General features: G+C 69.4%; 19 protein-coding genes. 7 read left to right on the top strand and 12 right to left on the bottom strand.

The features are described 5' to 3' along the window. Positions 1 to 42 precede the first annotated feature (42 nt). From EGH23_RS20140 to EGH23_RS20120, 5 genes are all read left to right on the top strand, one after another. Positions 43 to 945 (top strand): diacylglycerol/lipid kinase family protein, encoded by a 903-nt coding sequence (locus tag EGH23_RS20140; RefSeq protein ID WP_220581773.1) that lies wholly within the window; start codon positions 43 to 45, stop codon positions 943 to 945. 66 nt (positions 946 to 1,011) lie between these two features. Further along, complete coding sequence (locus tag EGH23_RS20135; protein ID WP_135301941.1) at positions 1,012 to 1,245, top strand: HTH domain-containing protein; 234 nt, start codon at positions 1,012 to 1,014, stop codon at positions 1,243 to 1,245. An 84-nt stretch (positions 1,246 to 1,329) separates the two neighbouring features. Continuing rightward, on the top strand, positions 1,330 to 2,718 hold the full coding sequence (locus tag EGH23_RS20130; protein ID WP_220581772.1) for an aryl-sulfate sulfotransferase: 1,389 nt from the start codon (positions 1,330 to 1,332) through the stop codon (positions 2,716 to 2,718). Continuing rightward, positions 2,715 to 4,364 carry a glycosyltransferase family 39 protein gene (locus tag EGH23_RS20125; RefSeq protein WP_220581771.1) on the top strand — a complete coding sequence of 550 codons (1,650 nt, stop codon included), beginning with the start codon at positions 2,715 to 2,717 and terminating at the stop codon, positions 4,362 to 4,364. Before EGH23_RS20130 ends, EGH23_RS20125 begins: the two co-directional genes overlap by 4 nt. A 43-nt stretch (positions 4,365 to 4,407) precedes the next feature. After that, positions 4,408 to 5,199, top strand: coding sequence for a 2-oxo acid dehydrogenase subunit E2 (locus EGH23_RS20120; RefSeq protein ID WP_220581770.1), 792 nt, complete (start codon positions 4,408 to 4,410; stop codon positions 5,197 to 5,199). Positions 5,200 to 5,238: 39 nt separating this feature from the next. Here EGH23_RS20120 and EGH23_RS20115 read toward each other — a convergent pair whose 3' ends face one another. The 3 genes from EGH23_RS20115 to EGH23_RS20105 form a co-directional block, all read right to left on the bottom strand. Continuing rightward, positions 5,239 to 6,027, bottom strand: a complete 789-nt coding sequence (locus tag EGH23_RS20115) for a phosphatase PAP2 family protein (protein ID WP_220581769.1) — start codon at positions 6,025 to 6,027, stop codon at positions 5,239 to 5,241. Position 6,028: 1 nt separating this feature from the next. After that, the gene (locus EGH23_RS20110) at positions 6,029 to 7,813 is read right to left on the bottom strand and encodes an ABC transporter substrate-binding protein (RefSeq protein ID WP_236044970.1); all 1,785 of its coding nucleotides are present in this window, start codon (positions 7,811 to 7,813) and stop codon (positions 6,029 to 6,031) included. A gap of 87 nt (positions 7,814 to 7,900) precedes the next feature. Beyond that, positions 7,901 to 8,455: a DUF8054 family protein gene (locus EGH23_RS20105; protein ID WP_328766607.1), complete on the bottom strand. Its 555-nt coding sequence runs from the start codon at positions 8,453 to 8,455 to the stop codon at positions 7,901 to 7,903. Positions 8,456 to 8,615: 160 nt separating this feature from the next. On the opposite strand from EGH23_RS20105, the gene EGH23_RS20100 reads away from it, so the two are divergent. Then, positions 8,616 to 9,812, top strand: a complete 1,197-nt coding sequence (locus EGH23_RS20100; RefSeq protein WP_236044969.1) for an RNA-guided endonuclease TnpB family protein — start codon at positions 8,616 to 8,618, stop codon at positions 9,810 to 9,812. Positions 9,813 to 9,948: 136 nt separating this feature from the next. Here EGH23_RS20100 and EGH23_RS20095 read toward each other — a convergent pair whose 3' ends face one another. Both EGH23_RS20095 and EGH23_RS20090 read right to left on the bottom strand, forming a co-directional pair. Further along, a complete protein-coding gene (locus tag EGH23_RS20095) occupies positions 9,949 to 10,716 on the bottom strand; it encodes a nucleotide-binding protein (protein WP_220581768.1) in 768 nt (255 codons plus the stop codon). Between the two features lie 57 nt (positions 10,717 to 10,773). Then, positions 10,774 to 12,270 (bottom strand): cobyric acid synthase, encoded by a 1,497-nt coding sequence (locus EGH23_RS20090; RefSeq protein WP_220581767.1) that lies wholly within the window; start codon positions 12,268 to 12,270, stop codon positions 10,774 to 10,776. Between the two features lie 75 nt (positions 12,271 to 12,345). Between EGH23_RS20090 and EGH23_RS20085 the strand changes: the two genes are divergently transcribed. After that, complete coding sequence (locus EGH23_RS20085; protein ID WP_220581766.1) at positions 12,346 to 12,627, top strand: DUF8152 family protein; 282 nt, start codon at positions 12,346 to 12,348, stop codon at positions 12,625 to 12,627. Positions 12,628 to 12,653: 26 nt separating this feature from the next. On the opposite strand, the gene EGH23_RS20080 is transcribed toward EGH23_RS20085, so the two are convergent. From EGH23_RS20080 to EGH23_RS20050, 7 genes are read right to left on the bottom strand one after another with little or no spacing between them, the layout of a single operon-like run. Further along, a complete protein-coding gene (locus tag EGH23_RS20080; protein ID WP_220581765.1) occupies positions 12,654 to 13,304 on the bottom strand; it encodes a cob(I)yrinic acid a,c-diamide adenosyltransferase in 651 nt (216 codons plus the stop codon). Between the two features lie 9 nt (positions 13,305 to 13,313). Then, entirely contained in the window at positions 13,314 to 14,027 is a 714-nt protein-coding gene (locus tag EGH23_RS20075) for an adenosylcobinamide amidohydrolase (protein ID WP_220581764.1), read from the bottom strand. Beyond that, positions 14,020 to 15,066 (bottom strand): threonine-phosphate decarboxylase CobD, encoded by a 1,047-nt coding sequence (cobD, locus tag EGH23_RS20070; RefSeq protein WP_220581763.1) that lies wholly within the window; start codon positions 15,064 to 15,066, stop codon positions 14,020 to 14,022. Before cobD ends, EGH23_RS20075 begins: the two co-directional genes overlap by 8 nt. A gap of 41 nt (positions 15,067 to 15,107) precedes the next feature. Beyond that, positions 15,108 to 15,653: an NTP transferase domain-containing protein gene (locus EGH23_RS20065; RefSeq protein WP_220581789.1), complete on the bottom strand. Its 546-nt coding sequence runs from the start codon at positions 15,651 to 15,653 to the stop codon at positions 15,108 to 15,110. Then, complete coding sequence (gene cobS, locus EGH23_RS20060; protein WP_220581762.1) at positions 15,653 to 16,429, bottom strand: adenosylcobinamide-GDP ribazoletransferase; 777 nt, start codon at positions 16,427 to 16,429, stop codon at positions 15,653 to 15,655. The genes EGH23_RS20065 and cobS overlap by 1 nt, the downstream gene beginning before the upstream one ends. Further along, positions 16,420 to 17,346 carry a CobD/CbiB family cobalamin biosynthesis protein gene (locus tag EGH23_RS20055; RefSeq protein WP_220581761.1) on the bottom strand — a complete coding sequence of 309 codons (927 nt, stop codon included), beginning with the start codon at positions 17,344 to 17,346 and terminating at the stop codon, positions 16,420 to 16,422. The genes cobS and EGH23_RS20055 overlap by 10 nt, the downstream gene beginning before the upstream one ends. Further along, a complete protein-coding gene (locus tag EGH23_RS20050; protein ID WP_220581760.1) occupies positions 17,340 to 17,978 on the bottom strand; it encodes an HAD family hydrolase in 639 nt (212 codons plus the stop codon). Before EGH23_RS20050 ends, EGH23_RS20055 begins: the two co-directional genes overlap by 7 nt. Positions 17,979 to 17,993 lie beyond the last annotated feature (15 nt).

Raw genomic sequence — 17,993 nt, 5'->3', positions numbered from 1 at the left:
GACAACGAGATACCTAAGTGTCGGACGGACCTCGCGTTCCGTATGCAAGTCGGTTCGCGTCGGTGTATCCTCAACCCCGTCAGCGGCGACGGCGAGCACGCCGACTACGTCGAGCGACTGATGGAGGCGCGCGGGTTCGCCGTCGAGCGGACCGAGGGCGCGGGCGACGCCATCGAGATGGGACGCGAAGCCGGCGAGGTCGAGGCCAGCGAAGTGGCGGTCTGTGGCGGCGACGGCACCATCAACGAGGTGCTGCGCGGCCTCCATCGGGCCGACCATCTGGACGAAGTGACACTGAGCGTGGTCCCCGCCGGAACGGCGAACCTGCTCGCGGGGACCATCGGCGTGACGGACGACGAACACGGCGTCGAGGTGGCCGACACCGGGACGGTCCGCAGCGTCGACGTGGGATTCGCCGACGACGAGCCGTTCCTCGTCTCCTGTATCGCGGGCCTGACGGCCGACGCCAGCGTCTCGGCCTCCGGCGAACTCAAGGAGCGCTTCGGGACGCTCGCCTTCCTGCTCTCGGGCGCGCAGGAGGCCATCGAGTTCGACGGGCTGGACATCTCGCTGGAGGCCATCGGCGAGGACGGCCCGGTCCGGTGGTCCGGCGAAGTCGTCTGTCTGCTGGTCGGCAACGCCCGGAAGTTCGTCGAACGCGGCGGGCAGGCCAACATGGAGGACGGTCTGCTGGACGTCGCGATCGTCGAGCAGATGCCGACCGGCAACCTCGTCGCCGAGGCCATCGGCCACCGACTGCTGGCCACCGAGACCGAGGGCGTCACGCACGTCCGCGCCCGCGACATCTCCATCGAGAGCCGCGAGGCGGCGGTGTCGTTCAGCCGCGACGGCGAGCTCGCCGAACACGAGGCGCTCGACATCTCGGTGGGCGAGCGCACGCTGGACCTGCGCGTCGGCTCCGAGTACGTCCCGGACCCCGAGTGAGACGCGGTGGCCGTCACCGGCGGGAGTCGGGCGACAGTTAAGTACCCAGCCGCCGTTTTCGGACGCATGTCACCACCCGGACGTGAAGTCCAGTACACCGAATCGGACGTCATCGAGGTGTTCAAAGACCGGGACGACTACGCCGAGCCGCTGACCGCCTCGGAGGTCGCCGACCGACTCGGCTGTTCGCGCCGTACCGCCCTGAACAAACTCCACAGCCTCGAAGACGAGACCGACATCACGAGCAAGAAAGTCGGCGGCCGCTCGCGCGTGTGGTGGATCCCCGTGCGAACTGACTGACACGCTCGTACGGTAGCCGCTCACACACCTCGCACGGCGGATTCGGCCAACGGGCATATCACTCCTCGGGTCCATCGGCCGACAATGACCGATAGCAGGCGTCTCAGCGCTGGACTTGCTGTCCTGACGCTGTTATTTGCGCTTCTCTTGGCTACCAGTTACGCCAGCGCGCAGTTGAGCAACGACGAGATCCGGGGCGATCCCGCGGTCGAGCGCGCCCTCCAGACCGGCGAGCGCGACCCGGTCGTGGGCCCGCGCGACAACCTCACGGTCGTCGCCACGGACTCGACGGCCTTCACGAGCGACCAGGGCGACAGCGCCCGCAAGCGCGCGGAACTCGTCGCGTTCGCCCCCGACGGCAGCATCTACTACGCGAACGACAGCCACACTCGCTACTGGGACGTCGACCCCGTGCCGGGGACCAACGCCACCGTCGAGTACGTCTACGCGCAACACCTCACGCCCGAGCAGTGCGACGCCGAGACGGTCTGTACTCGCAACGGCGTCGAGCGGGTGAACATGACGACCGGCGAAGTGACCAGCGTCTACAGCCGCATCACGCCCGGAAAGCACTCGACGCGCTGGCACGACGTCGACCGCATCAGCGAAGACCGCCTGCTGGTCGCCGACATCGACCGCGACCGGGCGTACGTCGTCAACACGACGACGGAACTGGTCGAGTGGTCGTGGGACGCACAGGCGGACTACAACACCTCCAGCGGCGGCCCCTACCCCTCGGACTGGACGCACCTCAACGACGTCGAGTACGTCGAGATAGACGGTCGACCGACCGTGATGGCGAGCCTCCGCAATCAGGACCAGGTCGTCTTCATCGACATGGAACGGGGCCTGCGCGAGGACTGGACGCTCGGGGAAGACGGCGACCACGACACGCTGTACGAACAGCACAACCCCGACTTCATCCCGGCCGAGCGCGGCGGTCCCGCCGTCCTCGTCGCCGACTCCGAGAACGGCCGCGTCGTCGAATATCAACGCGAGGACGGCGAGTGGGTCCAGTCGTGGAAGTGGAAGGACTCGCGGCTGACGTGGGTCCGGGACGCCGACCGCCTCCCGAACGGCCACACGCTCATGGCCGACTCTAACGGCGACCGCGTCCTCGAAGTCGACGAGTCCGGCGAGGTCGTCTGGAGCGCGGACATCGGCTTCCCCTACGAGGCGGAGCGCTTCGGGACCGGCGACGAGAGCGCGGGCGGGCAGAGCGCCGCCGCGCTCGGACTCCCCGACCGGACGCCGAACGCCAGCGACCGCGGATCGGTCGGCCGGGTGAAGGCCGCCGCGCCCCAGAAGGTCGTCAACGGCGTGGCCTACCTCATGCCCGGCTGGATGGGCACCCTCGACGCCCTCGCGGTGCTGGGACTGCTCGTCACTGTACCGCTGTTGCTAATCGTCGAGTGGCGACGACGCGACCTCGCGGTGAGCGTCCGCTCGCCGCTCCAGTTCCGAAGACGATGACCGACGACACGACCACCACGGACGCGGTGAGCGCCGATTCGGCGACGGCGGACACGACGACCACAGACGCGAGGGCGACCGATGGAGCGACGACTGAGAGCGCTCCCGGGCGACTGCGGCGAGCGCTCCCGCCCTCGCCCGTCTCTGAGAGGGACTGGCCGTGGCTCGCGTGGCCGCTGTTGGTCGGTCTCGTCGTGACGGCGCTGTACGCCGCGACGAACGCCTACCCGGCCTTCGGTGCGGGGCTGTACACGCTCACCGCCGACGCGATCCGAGCGAACGGCTACGCCCTGCCGGCGACGGTGCCCCACTACGGGCCGCGCGGGGTCCCGTTCGCCTATCCGCCGCTGGTGTTCTACGCGCTCGCGGTGCTTCGGGACCTCGGTGCGCCGACGTTCGCCACGGCGCTGTACCTCCCGCCGCTCGTCACCGTCGCGGCGCTCGTCCCGGCGTATCTGCTGGGCCGCGACCTCCTCGGTGACCGCCGCGCCGGGACGGCCGTCGCCCTCTTGGTTGGACTGAACCCGCAGGTCCTCCAGTGGCACATCTCGGCCGGTGGTCTCGTCCGCGCGCCCGCGTTCCTCCTCGCGCTCTGTGGGGCCTACGCCGCGCTCCGCATCTTCCGCGACGGCGAGACCGCGTGGGTCCCCGTCGGCCTCCTCGGGTTCGTGCTGGTCGCACTCACGCACCCGACGTACACGCTGTTCGTCGTCCTGACGTACCTCCTGTTCTGGGCCGGCTACGACCGGTCGCTCCTCGGACTCGCGCGGGGCGCGGTCGTCGGCCTCGGCGGCGTGTTGCTCGTCTCGCCGTGGCTCCTGACCGTCGCGAGCACGCACGGGCCGGGCGTGTTCACCGGCGCGGCGGGTACCCACGGCGGCGTCGGGGGCGGCCTGACGCACCTCATCCAGTACGGCCCGTCGTTCGCGCTGATTCCCGTCGCGGCCGCCGTCGCCCTCCTCCTGACGCGCCACCGCGTCGTCGGCGTCTGGACGGTGGCCGTCTGGTTGGCGTTCGCCCAGTCCCGGTTCACCTACGCCGTCGGGGCCGTGGCGGTGGTCGCGTCGGTGGTCGTCGTCACGGAGCGCTACGGCGACGACGTGGGCGCGACCGTGAACGCGAACGTCGGGACGGCCGGCCGAATCGCCGTCGCCGCGCTCCTCGTCGTCTCTGCGGTGGGCGTGGCCGGCGTCGGCTACGAGTTCGCCGGCCCGGACGAGACGACCCCGGAGTTCGTGGACGATCACGACGTGGCGGCGATGGAGTGGGCCGCCGAGGAGACGCGGCCCGACGCGACGTTCGTCGTCCTCGGGGACGCCGCCGAGTGGTTCCCGGCCGTCGCCGAGCGGACCATCCTCGTCTCGCCGTGGGGTGCGGAGTGGCGGGGCCCGGACACCTACGGCCCCCAGTTAGGCGCGTTCAAGAACGCCTCGCAGTGCCAGTCGGCCAGTTGCGTCGAGCGCTCGCTCTCGGCCGTCGACGCCAGCCCGGACTACCTCTACGTGCCCAAAGGGTCCTACACGGTTCGAGGTCACCACGAGCGCAACCTCGGGACGCTGGACCGCTCGCTCGCGCTCAGCGGCCGCTACGAGCCCGTCTTCGAGAACGAGGGCGTCGTCGTCTTCCGTCGGACGGCGTCGAACTGAACGGTCGGGTCACGGCTTTAGTCCTCACGCTCGAAGAGACGGTATGAGCGGTAGCGGCACCGACGGCGAGCGTGTCTCCCCACAACAGCAGTTGACAGCGGATTACATGCGGATGGCGGGCCGCAGGAGCAACGTTCACGGACTCGTCGAGGTCGACGTCACCGACGCCAGACGGCGCATCCGGACGATCGAATCGGCGACCGGGACGAAGCTCTCGTTCACCGCGTTCGTCGTCGCCTGTCTGGCCGCCACCGTGCGGGAACAGCCCCACGTCCAGCGGTATCGCGACTGGCGGGGACGAGTCCGCGAGTTCGAGGACGTCGACGTGAACGTCCTCGTCGAACGGGAGACCGACGGCGAGCGGATCGGTGTCCCGCACGTCATCCGGCAGGCGAACCGACGGTCGGTCCGGTCGATTCACGACGAGATTCGCCGCGTCGAGGCGGACGCGACGGCCCACGCAGAGCCCGGACTGGAACGACTCGCACGCCGCCTCCCGGGCGTCCTCCGTCGCCAGATCTGGCGGCTCCCCAGGTGGTTTCCGGGACGGTGGAAGGCCCTCGCCGGCACCGTCGCAGTCACCTCCGTCGGCATGTTCGGCACCGGAAACGGCTGGGCCGTCAGCCCCACGAACTACACGCTTCAACTAACCGTCGGCGGCATCGGCACCAAGCCCCGCCTGATCGACGGGGAACTCCGTTCCCGGGAGTTCCTGAGCCTGACCGTCACCGTCGACCACGACGTCGTCGACGGAGGGGCGGCCGCCCGGTTCGTCCAGCGCTTGAGCGAACGTCTGGAAGCCTGCCACGGCCTCGATACGGGCACCGCCGAGTAGCCGCAGCCGAGTCTCGGTCGTAATCGCAAGCGCCTCCGGCTACCGGAACCGCGACCGCGTCGCGACCCAGACGGCGAACGCGCCGAGCAAGACGCCGGCGACGACGTCGGTCCCCCAGTGGATGCCGAGGATCATCGTCGAGAGGACGACGCTCGTCGCGAGAAACACCGCGACCGGCGTCCAGCGCGGGAAGCGCTCGCGGGTGTGGACCGAGAGCAGCGCGACGGTCACCGACAGCGAGGTGTGCAGCGACGGGAAGACGTTCGTGTTGGCGTTGACCCGGCTCGTGAGCAACTGGAACCGGGGGAGCGTATCGAACAGCAGCGGCTCGACGAGTTCCGGCATGTAGTTGCGCGGCCCGTAAGCCACGAACAGGAGGTAACAGAGGATACCGCCGCCGTAGTTGACGGTGTAGGCGAGCGCCGTCCGCCGGAGGACGGAGTCGTCGTCGGCGAAGATACCCAGGAGGATCGGAAACACCAGCAGGAAGACGTAGCCGTAGATGTAGACGTAGCCGAAGTACGGCGTCGACCACGGCGTCATGAGCGACTGGAGAGCGGCGACGAACGACCCCTCGATGGCGTAGATGGTGTCGGTGATGTTGAGACCGATGAGCCAGGAGAGTTCGACGCCCACGTCGCGGACGACGCTGTTCAGCGCCAGTACCCCCACCAGCACGGCGAGCGGTCGAGCGGCGTCACGGAGCCGTTGCGGGAAGTCCGCCGCCGCCGCTCTGATGTTCTCGGGACCGACGACGGCCACCGACGCCACCGAGAGCGCGGTGGCCACGACGACGACGACCTCGGCGAGGACGGTTAGCAGACTCATCTCAGACCCGGAGGAGTCGATCCTGTTCGTCGTATCGGTAGCCGGCGTCCCGGAAGGCCTCGCGGACGCGTAGCTTGTTGACCGAGCCGCCGCTACCCAGGAAGGACGTGACCGGATGGTCCTCGTCCCACGCGAGGTCCGACGGGAGCCAGTCGGTACCGGCGAGCGGGCTCACCGCGGGCGTGACGTAGCCGTCGAAAATCGACTCCGTGACGGTCTTGCGGTCCAGCAGGCGGGAGAGGAGGTGGCGGAACCGCGGGTTCGAAAGCGGCGTCCGCCGCGCGTTGAACCCGAGGAAGTAGAACGAGTCCGTCTGGTCGACGGCCAGCGTGAGGTGCTGTTGCTTCCCGATGGTCCGGACGAGGTCGGGGCCCACGCCGACGGACGTGAAGTCCGCATCCCCGTTCGCGACCAGATCGACCGCCGAGGCGTCCGAGCCGACGAACCGCAGCTCGAACTCGTCGAACGGGACGCCGCTGGCGATGGGACCGGGCAGCCGCGTCTGGTCGGGCCGTTCGAGGAAGTGGTCCTCGAACCGGGAGAGCGTCAGCGACTGGCGGCCCGCCGCCGATTCGAATTCGAGCGGGCCGCTCCCGACCGGCGGGACCGCGCTCGCGACGAGGGCCTCCGTCGTCGCCGATCCCAGGTTGAGCCCGCTGACGTCCGCGCGGGCCGCCCGGTCTTCCCAGACGTGTTCGGCCAGTAGCGGGACGGTGAGCGCCCGCGTCGCGACCTCGGGCGTGCACTCGCCGAACTCGATCTCGACGGTGCGGTCGTCGAGCGCCGTCGCCTCCTCGACGAGCGACGCCCGGCCGCGAAAGCGAAGCGGCGGAACCGGTTCGTCGAACGAGCCGAGCGAGGTGTCCGCGAGGAGCGCGTACGTGAAGGCAACGTCGTCCGCGGTCAGGGCTTCGCCGTCGTGCCAGGTCTGGTCCTCCCGGAGCGTCGCGCGCACCACCGGCGGGCTCTCCGCCGTCCACTCGAACTCGGCGGCCGCCCACGGGTGGAGGTCACCGCGATACCGGCGGGCCAGCGAGTCGTAGATCAGTTCCGTTATCGAGCCGCTGCGGCGGAACGGAGCGACCAGCGGATTGAGGTTGGTCGTCGGCCGCACGTCCGGCGTGGTCGCCCGGAGCGTCGTCACCGAGAGGTCGCTGCGGTCGAGCGACAGCAGGTGAAGCGGCGAGAGCCCAGCCATCGAGCGCCATCCGGTGAACCGCTCGTTGCTGGCGGCCCTGATGACGTCCGGGAAGCCGACGACGACGAACGGGCACTCCCTGACGAGGTGCCGTTGTATCTCCGCGACGGCCTCGGCGCGTCGCTTTCCCGACGTCCGTCGCTGTTCGGCCAGCAGGTCGTCGACCGTGAGATTCGTGTACCCGAAGGGGTTCTGCCAGCCCGCCTCGACCGAGAACCGCGAGTGCAACAGCGAGTACAGCGCATCTGGTTGAATCGTGTGTGAGGGGTACTGCCCGACGAACACGTCGAACTCGTGGTTGACGAGCGTCTGTCGGTACAGTTCCTCGGCGGTCATCGGTTGGACGGTGGTATCGATGCCCGCCGTCTCGAACCACTGGGCGACCTGGCGGGCGATGGCGACCGAGTACGGGTCCTCGTCGACCGGGAGGCACTTCACCGAGAGGGAGATGGGGTCGGGCTGCTGTCGATTAGCCAGCGTCCGGAGACGCGTCACACAGCCGCTCGTCCCCGCGGCTCCCGCGGTCAGCCCTGCCAGTAACGCCCGGCGCGTAACCCCGCTCCCGGGGCGGGGGCTGCGGGAGGTCATTAGGATATCTGACTCGCCGAGGCTATAACAGCCCTGTGTTTGCCAACTCGCCGCCGTCCGATAGCCACAGATCCGGTCCGAGAGGCGCTAGAAACCCCATTCGGCCGCGCGTTGCTGCGCTTCCTCGCGGGCCTGTTCCCGGATAGCGGCAATTTTCTCTTCGTCTTCGAGGAACGCCTCCACGGCGCTCTGGTCCGTGCGAGCGTCACTCCGGCTGGCCGTCCGCTCGGTCGGAGCCGCGCGCCGCGTGCTGTCGGCCAGCGCGGGGTCGCCGGCCAACCGCTCGGCAAGCATCCCCGGCGGCACCCGCAACTCCTCGGCCGCGTGGGCCTCCGCGAGGTCGGCGGCGGCGAGTTCGAAGACCGAGACGTGGTACGGGCCGGGGACGGCGAGGTCGGCCAGCGCCGGCGGCCCGCCGCGGTCGGTCCCGGTGTGGTAGGCCAACACCGGTACGCCGTCCTCGAAGGTGACGACGCCCCGGCCCTCGGCGTCCAACAGAAGCGTCTCCTGTGACTCGAACACCGCGTAGCCGGTGACTTCCCGGTCGAGCACGTCCGCGAGGGTATCGCGCGGGTCCGTGACGACGCGGGACTTGCGGAGCGTTCCGCCCTCGTATGCTGATGGACCGAGATGCAGTCTCACCCAAGAAAGTAATTCTGAGTGAGAGATTTTTATTACGCGCTATAATGGGCGCTGGCGCAGGAATAAGAACTCAACAAAATACTGGCTAACACGCCCTTCCGACCGTGTATTGAACGGACATATATAAGCGATAACGAGCGAATCACGGATTGAGTGAATCATGACCAAGACAATCACGAGAACAGTAGTGGCAACACTGCTTGAACCAACCGCGCACAAGGAAGAGAAACTACAGATCCTTCTTAGAACCTACCGAGAAGCGTTCGAAGAGGCATTCAGTTCTGGGGCAACGACGCAGTATCAGGTGAACGAGATCGTAACGCCCTACGACCTCACCTCGTATGCAAAAGACGCCCTCAAGCAGTGTATTCCACGCCTTCGAAACCAACATAACGCGGAGGAAGTCAGATATGAGCAACCCGTCCGTCTCACGAACCGGGGCGTTCGGTTCGATCACTCAACCGACCGGACCTATGAATTTTGTTGGCGGGTACCCCTTCCAGGACATTCTCCGAATATCTGGATTCCGTTGCAGATCAACCCCGACCAGCACGAGCACTGGCACGAAATTATCGCCGAGGAGGTGACGGTCGGTGAAGTTCGCTTGCAGTACGAGGGGGAACAGTGGTCACTCTCGGTTCCGATCAAGCGAGCGGTTGAGGAAACCTTGGCCCCGTCGGCGTCGGAGCGAACCCCAGTCGGGTTCGACGTTGGCGAATCAAACCTCTTAGTCGGATGTGCTACTGAACAGGGAAAGCCGAGACAGCCACTGTTCATCAGTGGAAAACGAGCAAGAAAGCTCCAGAAGGAACGACATGCGACCCTCAAGCGCCTCCAGTCACGAAATGCTGCCAGCTGGCGAATAACGGAACGTAAACAGTCTTTCCAAGATGGACTTGATGATATCATTGAGAAAGCTTCGAAGCGTGGTGTTGAGTACGCTCAACAGTTCGAGAACCCAGTTATCGTCTTGGAGGATCTCGCTACGATTCGTGAACGGTTCGACTATGGGTCATACATGAATCGGCGGCTCCATCGATGGGCGTTCAATCGGCTACAGACGCGTCTCGAAGACAAAGCCGTAGATATCGGGATTCCAGTTCAGTATGTCAATCCCGCCTATACGTCGAAAATATGCCACCAGTGCAAGCGTATCGGTACGCGGCACTCACAGGCAGAATTCTGTTGTGAAAACGAGGACTGTTGGGTAAGCACGTATCAGGCAGATTTGAATGCGGCGATCAATATTGCTCGCCGCAGTGACCCGTGGGGTGAGAGTTGTCGCGTGAAATCCGACGACGATGACATACCGCGGGATGGGCGCACCAGTGACAGTGTCACAGGACAGCGTTGCTGAATCGGAGATCCCGGTGATGACGAGCGTTGTGGAGTCCTGAAACCTGCGAGAAACCGCCTGCTGTGTCAGGTGTTCCGATTACAAGCGGACATGGATGTCACAGGGTCTCCGGGATACACCCACACATAATCCCGTTCTATGCCTTTTGCGGAATAATCGCGCTTCTCGCTCGCTGTGCGACAGTTTGCACATCACGATGTTCAATCTCTAATTGCGATGCCGCCCGACGGTAGGCCGCCGCGGCGTCGCAGTCGGACGCGTGAGCCAGCAGGGGTCGGCCCGCGCGCCGGGCCTCGCGCGCCCGTTCGCTCTCGGGGATCGCGGCGAGCGTCGGCCCGTCGAAGTAGCGCTCGGTCTTCTCGGCGACGTCGTCGATGCGCTCGTCCTCGCGGACCTTGTTGAACAGGATGCCGGCGACCCCGGTCCCGTAGGAGGTCGCGTACTCCTGGACTTTCAGACCGTCCGAGATAGCCGGGATGGTCGGCTGGAGGACGACCACGATGCGGTCGGCCATCACGATGGGCAGCACCGCCGTGCGACTGTCGAGCGCCGGCGGCGAGTCGAGCAGGATGACGTCGGTGTCGGCCGCCAGCGTCGCGACCACCTCGCGCAGGCGGGCGGGGTCGGCGTCGCGGAAGCCGTCCAGACTCGTCCCGCAGGGGACGACGGTCATCCCGAAGCGCTCGTAGGTCGCCTCACTCACCGCCGCGTCGTCGGCCAGCACGTCGTGCAGCGTCGTCTCGGCGTCGGAGAGGCCGGCGTGAAAGAGCAGGTTGGCCATCCCCGTGTCCGCGTCGACCACCGTCACGTCGTAGCGGTCCGCGAGAGCCATCCCCAGCGCGACCGTGCTCGTCGTCTTGCCGGTTCCCCCCTTCCCGCTGGCGACCGCGAACACTTCCACCATTACCGCTACTGCCCGCGCGCTCGCATATAAACTTCGCGCCTCGGCCGGGCGAATAAACTACCACTCGACGGGGAGCGGGCCGGGGTCGACGTATGCCGCGAGGAGCGACGCCGCCCGGTCGTAGGGGGAGGGGCGGTCGTCACCGAGCGGCGCTAGTGGCTCGATTCCAGCGTGCTCGAACGTGTTTCTCACGAAGGCATCGAGTGCTACGTCGTTCGCAAAGAGGTCGTGGAGATAGGTTCCCAGCACGCGGTCGGTCGCCGCGCCGCTCCCTTCGAGCGGCCGCATCGCGTCGCCGACGAGCGCCGAGTCGCCCATGTGTATCTCGTACCCTTCGACGGGACCACTCGCACCCGTCAACGGGCCGACGCCGCGCAGGCGGCGTTCGACGCGTTCGACGGTCTTGTCCGTCGAGAACGTCGTCGTCACCGGGAGTAGGCCGAACCCCTCGACGCGCTCGCGGCCGCTCGTCCCCTCGATATCGGCGTTCCGAATCTCCTCGCCGAGCAGTTGATAGCCCCCACAGAGACCGACGACCGGGCCGTCGAACTCCGAGAGGGCGTCGCCGAAGCCGGCCTTCCGGAGCGCCAGCAGGTCGTCGACGGTGTTCTTACTGCCGGGCAGGACGACGGCGTCGGCGTCGTCGAGCGGGTCCGAGAGCGGGACGTAGGCGACGCGGACGCCGGGCACCGCGGCGAGCGGCTGGAGGTCCGTGAAGTTCGAGATGCGGGGAAGGCGCGGCACCGCGACGGTGACGCTCCGATCGTCCGAGACGCCGTCGTCCGCGCCGCGGATCGCGCGCTCGCCGACGGACGGAAGCGCAACGCTGTCCTCCTCGGGGAGGCCGGGGTCGTCGTACGGGAGGACGCCCAGTATCGGAACGCCGGTTCGCTCCTCGAAGGCGGAGAGGCCGGGCGCGAGCAGCGACTCGTCGCCGCGGAACTTCGAGATCACCGCGCCGACGACGCGCTCGCGGACGTCGTCGGGGACGAGTTCGAGCGTCCCGACCAGCGAGGCGAAGACGCCGCCGCGTTCGATGTCAGCGACGAGCAGCACGTCGGCGTCGGCGAAGCGCGCGGTCTCGACGTTGGCGAGGTCTCTGTCGTGGAGGTTTATCTCGGCGATGGAGCCCGCGCCCTCGGCGACGATCACGTCGTGGTCGGCGGCCAGTCGAGCGTGGGCTTCCCGGGCCGCCGTCAGCGCCTTGTCCCAGTGGGCGTCGTAGTACGCTCCGGCGGCGAAGTGGCCCACCGCCTCGCCGTCGACGACCAGTTGGGACTCGCCGTCGCCGCGCGGTTTCAATAGGACCGGGTTGTGGTCGGTTCTCGGCGGGACGCGGGCGGCGCGGGCCTGCACGTACTGCGAGACGCCGATCTCGCCGCCCGGCGTCGCCCGCGCGTTGTTGCTCATGTTCTGGGCCTTGAACGGCGCGACCGACAGGTCGCGGTCGGCGAGGAGGCGGCACAGCCCCGCCGCTACCGTGCTCTTTCCCACGTGCGAAGCGGTGCCCGCGACGAGGATGGTGTCGGCCGTCGGTCCGCCGCTCGAAGTCATCGGTCGAGTGTGAGCGGGCCGGCGACAAGAGTGGTTCGACGGCGGCTTTTTCCGCTCGCCGCGCGAAGCGTCGCCGTGGACGAAGACAGACTGCACGCCCTGCACGAACATCTCGAAGCGACCGGCGAGCGTCCGGTCGAGCGGACGGCGAGCCGGTGGCTGGGCGAAGCCGAGGCCATCGCGCTCGACGCCGCGATCACCGACCTCGCGCCCGCCGTCCGCAGAGAGCGAGTGGGGAAGGTCGCGGAGCTACTGGAGGAGTTCGACTCGACGGGCGACGAGAAGGCGGACGAACACGTCGACGCCGCCCGGTCGCTGGCCGCGGACCTGCTCGCGGAGTCGGACGCCGACTCGTAGCCGGTGGGTCCGACCGATCCGGCGACTCAGTACTCGGTGCCCTTCCGCGCGGAGTGGCCCGATTCGAGCGGATGCTTGATCTTGCCGACCTCCGTGACGAGGTCGGCGTGCTCGAAGACGTACTCGGGGGGTTCGTGGCCGCCCGTGAGGACGAGTTCCGCGTCGTCGGGTTTCTCCTCGATCAGCGCGACGACGTCCTCGGGATCGACGAGGCCGCGGTTGGCGGCGTAGAGAATCTCGTCCAGGACGAGCATGTTGACGCCGTCCTCAGGCGGGCCGTCGGCGTCCAGGGGTTCCGAGAGGTCGGCGTCGCCGCTGGCGTCGAGGATCTCGCGAGCGCGGGAGAGCGCCCCCTTCGCGCGGGCGGCGTGCTCGTCGTCGTCGCTCCCGTCCATGAAGCCGTGCCAGCCGTAGTGGCCCGCGTTCTCGTAGGAGAAGCCCGGCAAGGCGGCGATGGCGTTGTACTCGCCGCGGACGTCCTCGACGGTGCCGGTGCCGCCCTTCATGAACTGGAGGAGGTGGACGCGGTAGCCGTGGCCGACGGCGCGGGTCGCCATCCCCAGCGCCGCCGTCGTCTTCCCCTTGCCGTCGCCCCACCACACCTGCACGAGCCCAAATTCCTCGGGCGCACCGGGCGTGATGGGTTCGGCGGTCGGGCCGGCGGAGTTGTCGCTCATAGCCCCGATTCAGGGCCGGCGCACATCGGTCTGCCGGTCGGTGACGACGCCGTGCTCGGCTTCCTCGACCGTCGGCGGACCGTCGTCGTAGCGGGCGGCGAGGCTGGCCCGAACGGCGTCGCGCACGCAGGCCCGCGCCGCCGCGCCGACCTCGGTCGCGCTCCCGGCGAACTCGGCGGGGTCGGCGTCGGGGACGCAACCGACGAGGACGGCGTCGGAGGTGGTGCCGGGGACGCCCGCAGCATCGAGCAGCGTCGCCGCCTTCGCCTCGACGGCCGTCGCGAGTAGCGTCGCGAGCGCCCCGTCGTCCAGCGAGCGGTCGGCCCCGACTGCGAGGTTCACCGTCCCCGGTCGCCACTCGGCGTCGTCGCTCTCCGCGTCGCGATTAGCGGTCCTTTCGGTGGCGGCCTCGCTCTCGCCCATCGGGAGCGCCGCCGGGTTCGAGAGCCCCGCCGTCGCCAGCACCGCGACGGGACCGCTCCGGGCACAGCGCGCGTGAGTCATCTCCAGACCGGTCAGCAGCGCCGGCCCGACCGGAAACCCGGCCTCCCGCAGTCGCTCTTCCCGGTAGGCGTCGAGGTCCGTCCGGGAAAACCCCTCGGGAACGGTGAGGTTGTACACTGCGTCGGCGGCGCGGTAGCCGCCGTCCCACGCGGTCGAGAGCCAGCGCGCCCCCTCGCGGCGGACCTGGACGACCCCCTCGCGCCGGGTCGTCTCAAACATCCAGCGCCGCCAAGAGGCGGTCGTTCTGTGACTCGGTTCGGACCGCGACGCGGACGTGGCCGTCGAGGCCGCGGAACGAGCGCGCGTCCCGGAGCGCGATGCCCCGCTCGCGGGCCGTCGACAGCAGTTCGTCCACGCTCACGTCGGCCACCTCGAACAGCAGGAAGGGGGCGTCCGACGGGAACACCTCGAAGCGCGCCGAGAGGCGGTCGCGCATCCGCTCGCGCTCGCGCTCGACCCGGTCGCGCGTCTCGGCGACGAAGTCGTCCTGTCGGTAGCAGTGTTCGCCCAGCGCCGCGGCGGGTTCGCTCATCGACCACGCGCGGCGAGCGGTCGTCAGGCGGTCGAGCGACTCCCCCGACGCGACGGCGTAGCCCATCCGGACGCCCGGCAGGCCGAACAGTTTCGTCAGCGAGCGCGCGACGACGACGCCCTCGCGGCCCGCGAGCGAGGGTTCTTCAGTAAATCCGAGGAACGCCTCGTCCACGAGCAGCGTGGTCCCGTGCTCCCGACAGCGGTCGGCGAAGGCCCGCAGCGCCTCGGCGTCGTAGGACTGCCCCGTCGGGTTGTTCGGGTTGCAGACGATAGCCATCGCGTGGGAGGCGGGGTCGCTATCGAGTATCTCGCCGTGGTCCACGAACTCGGGTTCGGCCCCCTGTAGCCGGACCTCGCGGGCGTACTCGCCGAAGCTCGGCGCGGGGACGAGGACCGACTCGTCGGCTCGAACGGTCGTCTGGATAGCCATTCGGATGGCTTCGAGGCCGCCCGCGGTGGGGACGACCTGCACGGGGTCACAGCCGACGAACTCGGCGGCCGTCGTCCGGAACGGAAGGTAGTCGTCGGCCGGGTACGACCGCGCGGCGGCGAAGGCGGAACTGAACACGCGGGCCGAGCCGGTCGGGACTCGCGGGTTCGTGTTCGCGCTGAAATCGAGCAGTTCCCTGTCGTCGCTACTGCCGTGCGGGACGCGGCCGTCCGCGTCGAAGTGCGGGTCGGTCTCGCCGAACGTTCGCAACCGGTCGACGCTGTCGGGGTCCATGGATGGCCGAACGAGGAGGAGTCGGGAGTATGTTTCGTGCGTTACAGATATTGCTCGGCCACGCGGGCGTCCGACAGCGCGTTGACGTTGACCGCCAGTCGGACGTCCGTCGATCGCCACGCGTCGTCGCGGTCGCCGCCGTCGCCGACGACGTTGACGCCGGTCGGCGCGACCGCCTCGCCGGCCCGCTGGAAAGTCGTGTCGTCGCTGACGCCGAGTTCGCGCTTGCGAGCGGCGGGGACCAGTACCGACAGCGAGCCGCCGTCGTGGGCGGCCAGCACGCGGTCGAGTATCTCGCCGTCGAGCAGCGGGAGGTCCGCCGCGACGGTCAGCACCGGCGCCGTGAGCCGGGTGTCCGACAGCGCCCGGTCGAGGTCCGCGACGTAGCCCTCGCCGGGGGTCTCGATACACGGCACGTCGAGATGAGCGCGGGTCTCGGGGGCGTTCGGCGACGTAACGGCGTACGCGCGCTCGACGCCGCTGGCTTCGAGCGCGCCGAGGACGCGGTCGACCATCGGGACGCCGCCGACCTCGAACAGGGGCTTCTCGCAGTCGGCGTCGAGGCGCGTCCCGCGCCCGCCGCACATCACCAGCGCGTCCACGCGAGCACCCCCCAGTCGACGAGCGTCCACGCGACGACGGCCGCGTGCAGGGCGACGACCCGCGAGAGCTCGTTGGCCGCGCCGAAGACGTCGCCGCCGACGCCGCCGAGGCGACGGTCGGCCCACCGTTCGAGGAGGAGGGCGACGACCGGCCCGGCGGCGACGGCGACGGTCGCAGCGGGGACGACGAGCGCGGCGGCCGGAAGTGCCGCCGCGACCGACGCGAAGGCGTCTCGCGGCCGATTCCCCGAGAGCACCGTCTCGCCGAATCCCTCGTGGCTCGGGCTGGCGAGACAGGCCAGCGTCGCCATCGAGAGCTTCGCGCCGACCTCCGCGGCGACGACGACGGCGACGGCCGGGAGCACCGGTAGTTCCGCCACGGCGAGCGCGCCGAGCGCCAGTCCGACGAGGGCGGTCCCGAGCGCCAGCACCGCGCCGACGCCGACCGTCGTGTCGCGCATCGCTTCGCGGCGCTGGGCGGGGTCGCCGTGGACGGCCGCCGCGTCGCCGAGGTCCGCGAGGCCGTCGGCGTGGTTGACGCCGGTGACGAGGACGACTCCGCCGAGGTACGCCGCCGCGACGACCGGCGCGGGGACGAGTCCGACGGCGAGGAACGGGACGGCGACCAGCGCGCCGACGACGTAGCCCGCCAGCGGGAACGCCGCCGGGGTCGCGGCGAAGGCGTCCCACGCGGTCTCGCTGTGGCCGACCGGGAGCCGAGAGAGGAAGCCGAGCGCCCCGCGAACCGCGCTCAGAACCACGCGATCACCCCCGCGAGCGCGTACGTCAGCAGGCCGGCGCGACCGACGCCGCGCACGCCCCGCCGCGCCGTCTCTACGCTCGGAAGTGCCGCGTTCGCGTTCAGAACGTAGACGCCGGGCTTCTCCAGTCGAACGTCGAGGGCGGCCGCGGCAGTCCCCATCGGCCAGCCCGAGTTCGGTGAGGGGACCCGGTCCAGCCACGCGCGAGCGCGGCCGAGCGAGTTCGCGTCGGCGAACGCGACGGCTAATAGCAGAGCGCTCGCCCGCGCCGGGAGCCACATCACGGCGTCGTCGAGGCGCGCGGCGGGCGTTCCCACTCGCTTCGAGCGATAGCCGAGCATCGAGTCCATCGTGTTGACGGCCTTGACCCAGGCGGCGGCGGCCGCAGCCGCGGGGAGCGCCGGCAACCCGGCCAGCGGCGCGAGCGCCGCCCCGAGGACGAACGCGCCCAGCGAGGCGATCAACCCGTCCGCCAGGTTCTCGGCGGCGCTCTCGACGGCCGCGCTGCGGAGAAGGCCCGGTGAGAGACTGGCGGCGTCCCGGCCGGCCAGCGCGAGCAGTCCGTCGCGGGCGGCTTCGGGGTCGATCTCGGAATCCGCGACGACCGACTGCGCGGCGACGAGGAGTTCGCGGAGACTGGTCGTCAGGAACAGCGCGAGGCCGGCCGCGAACGCCCCAGCCATCGGGGAGAGCGTTTCGGCTAGCGCGACCGACGCGCCGACGGCCAGCGCCGCCAACAGCGGGAGGACGAGCGCGCCGAGCGCGCCGAACGCGAGCGCGTGAGCGTCGGCCCGCCACTCCCGGTCCAGCGGCGCGACGAGCGAGCCGAACCACGCGACGGGGTGGTACCGCGTCGGCGGTTCGCCGACGGCCGCTTCGAGCGCCGCGGCGACGACGATCGCGAGCGCACTCAGCACAGCGTCCCCTCCCGAAGCCGCGCGGCGACCGTCGGAAGCGGTACCTCCTCCAGCAGAACCGACGTCGCGCCGACCCGCCCCGCCCCGCCGTCGGTGCGCGCGTCGTCGCCGACGTGGACGAGCGCAGACAGCGGAACGCCCAGCGCCTCGGCCGTCGCCGCGAAGATCGGTTCGAACGGCTTGCGCCAGCCGCAGTCGACGCTGGCGACGACGGCGTCGGGCGCGAGCGGGGAATCGAGACCGAGGTCGGCCCGGTCGAGCGTCCGCTCGACCAGTCCGGGGACGCTGCAGTTCGAGCAGACGGCGACGGGACCGCGGTCGTGTGCGGCGGCCAGCGCCTCGCGTGCGCCGTCCCTGACGGTCACCGGAACGTCGAACGCCGCGAGCACCGCTTCTCGCGCCGTCGCCTCGCTGACCTCGACATCGCGACTCGCCAATGCGAGGCGGACGTGCTCGTCGAGGGGTGCCTCTCGGCCGCGGTCGTACTCGCGGTGAGAACTTCGATAGGCGGCCTCCCAGTCGTCGGGGACGCTGACGCCGCGCGCGTCGAGCCGCTCGGCGACGGCGTCCCACGGCGCGTCGGACCGTTCAGCATCGACGAGCGTCCCGAACAGGTCGAAAGAGACCGCCATACGCGTGAGGTTACT

The organism is Haloarcula nitratireducens (assembly GCF_019599505.1).
Note: the sequence above shows the minus strand (reverse complement) of the source record. Positions and strands in the feature narration are given on the sequence as shown.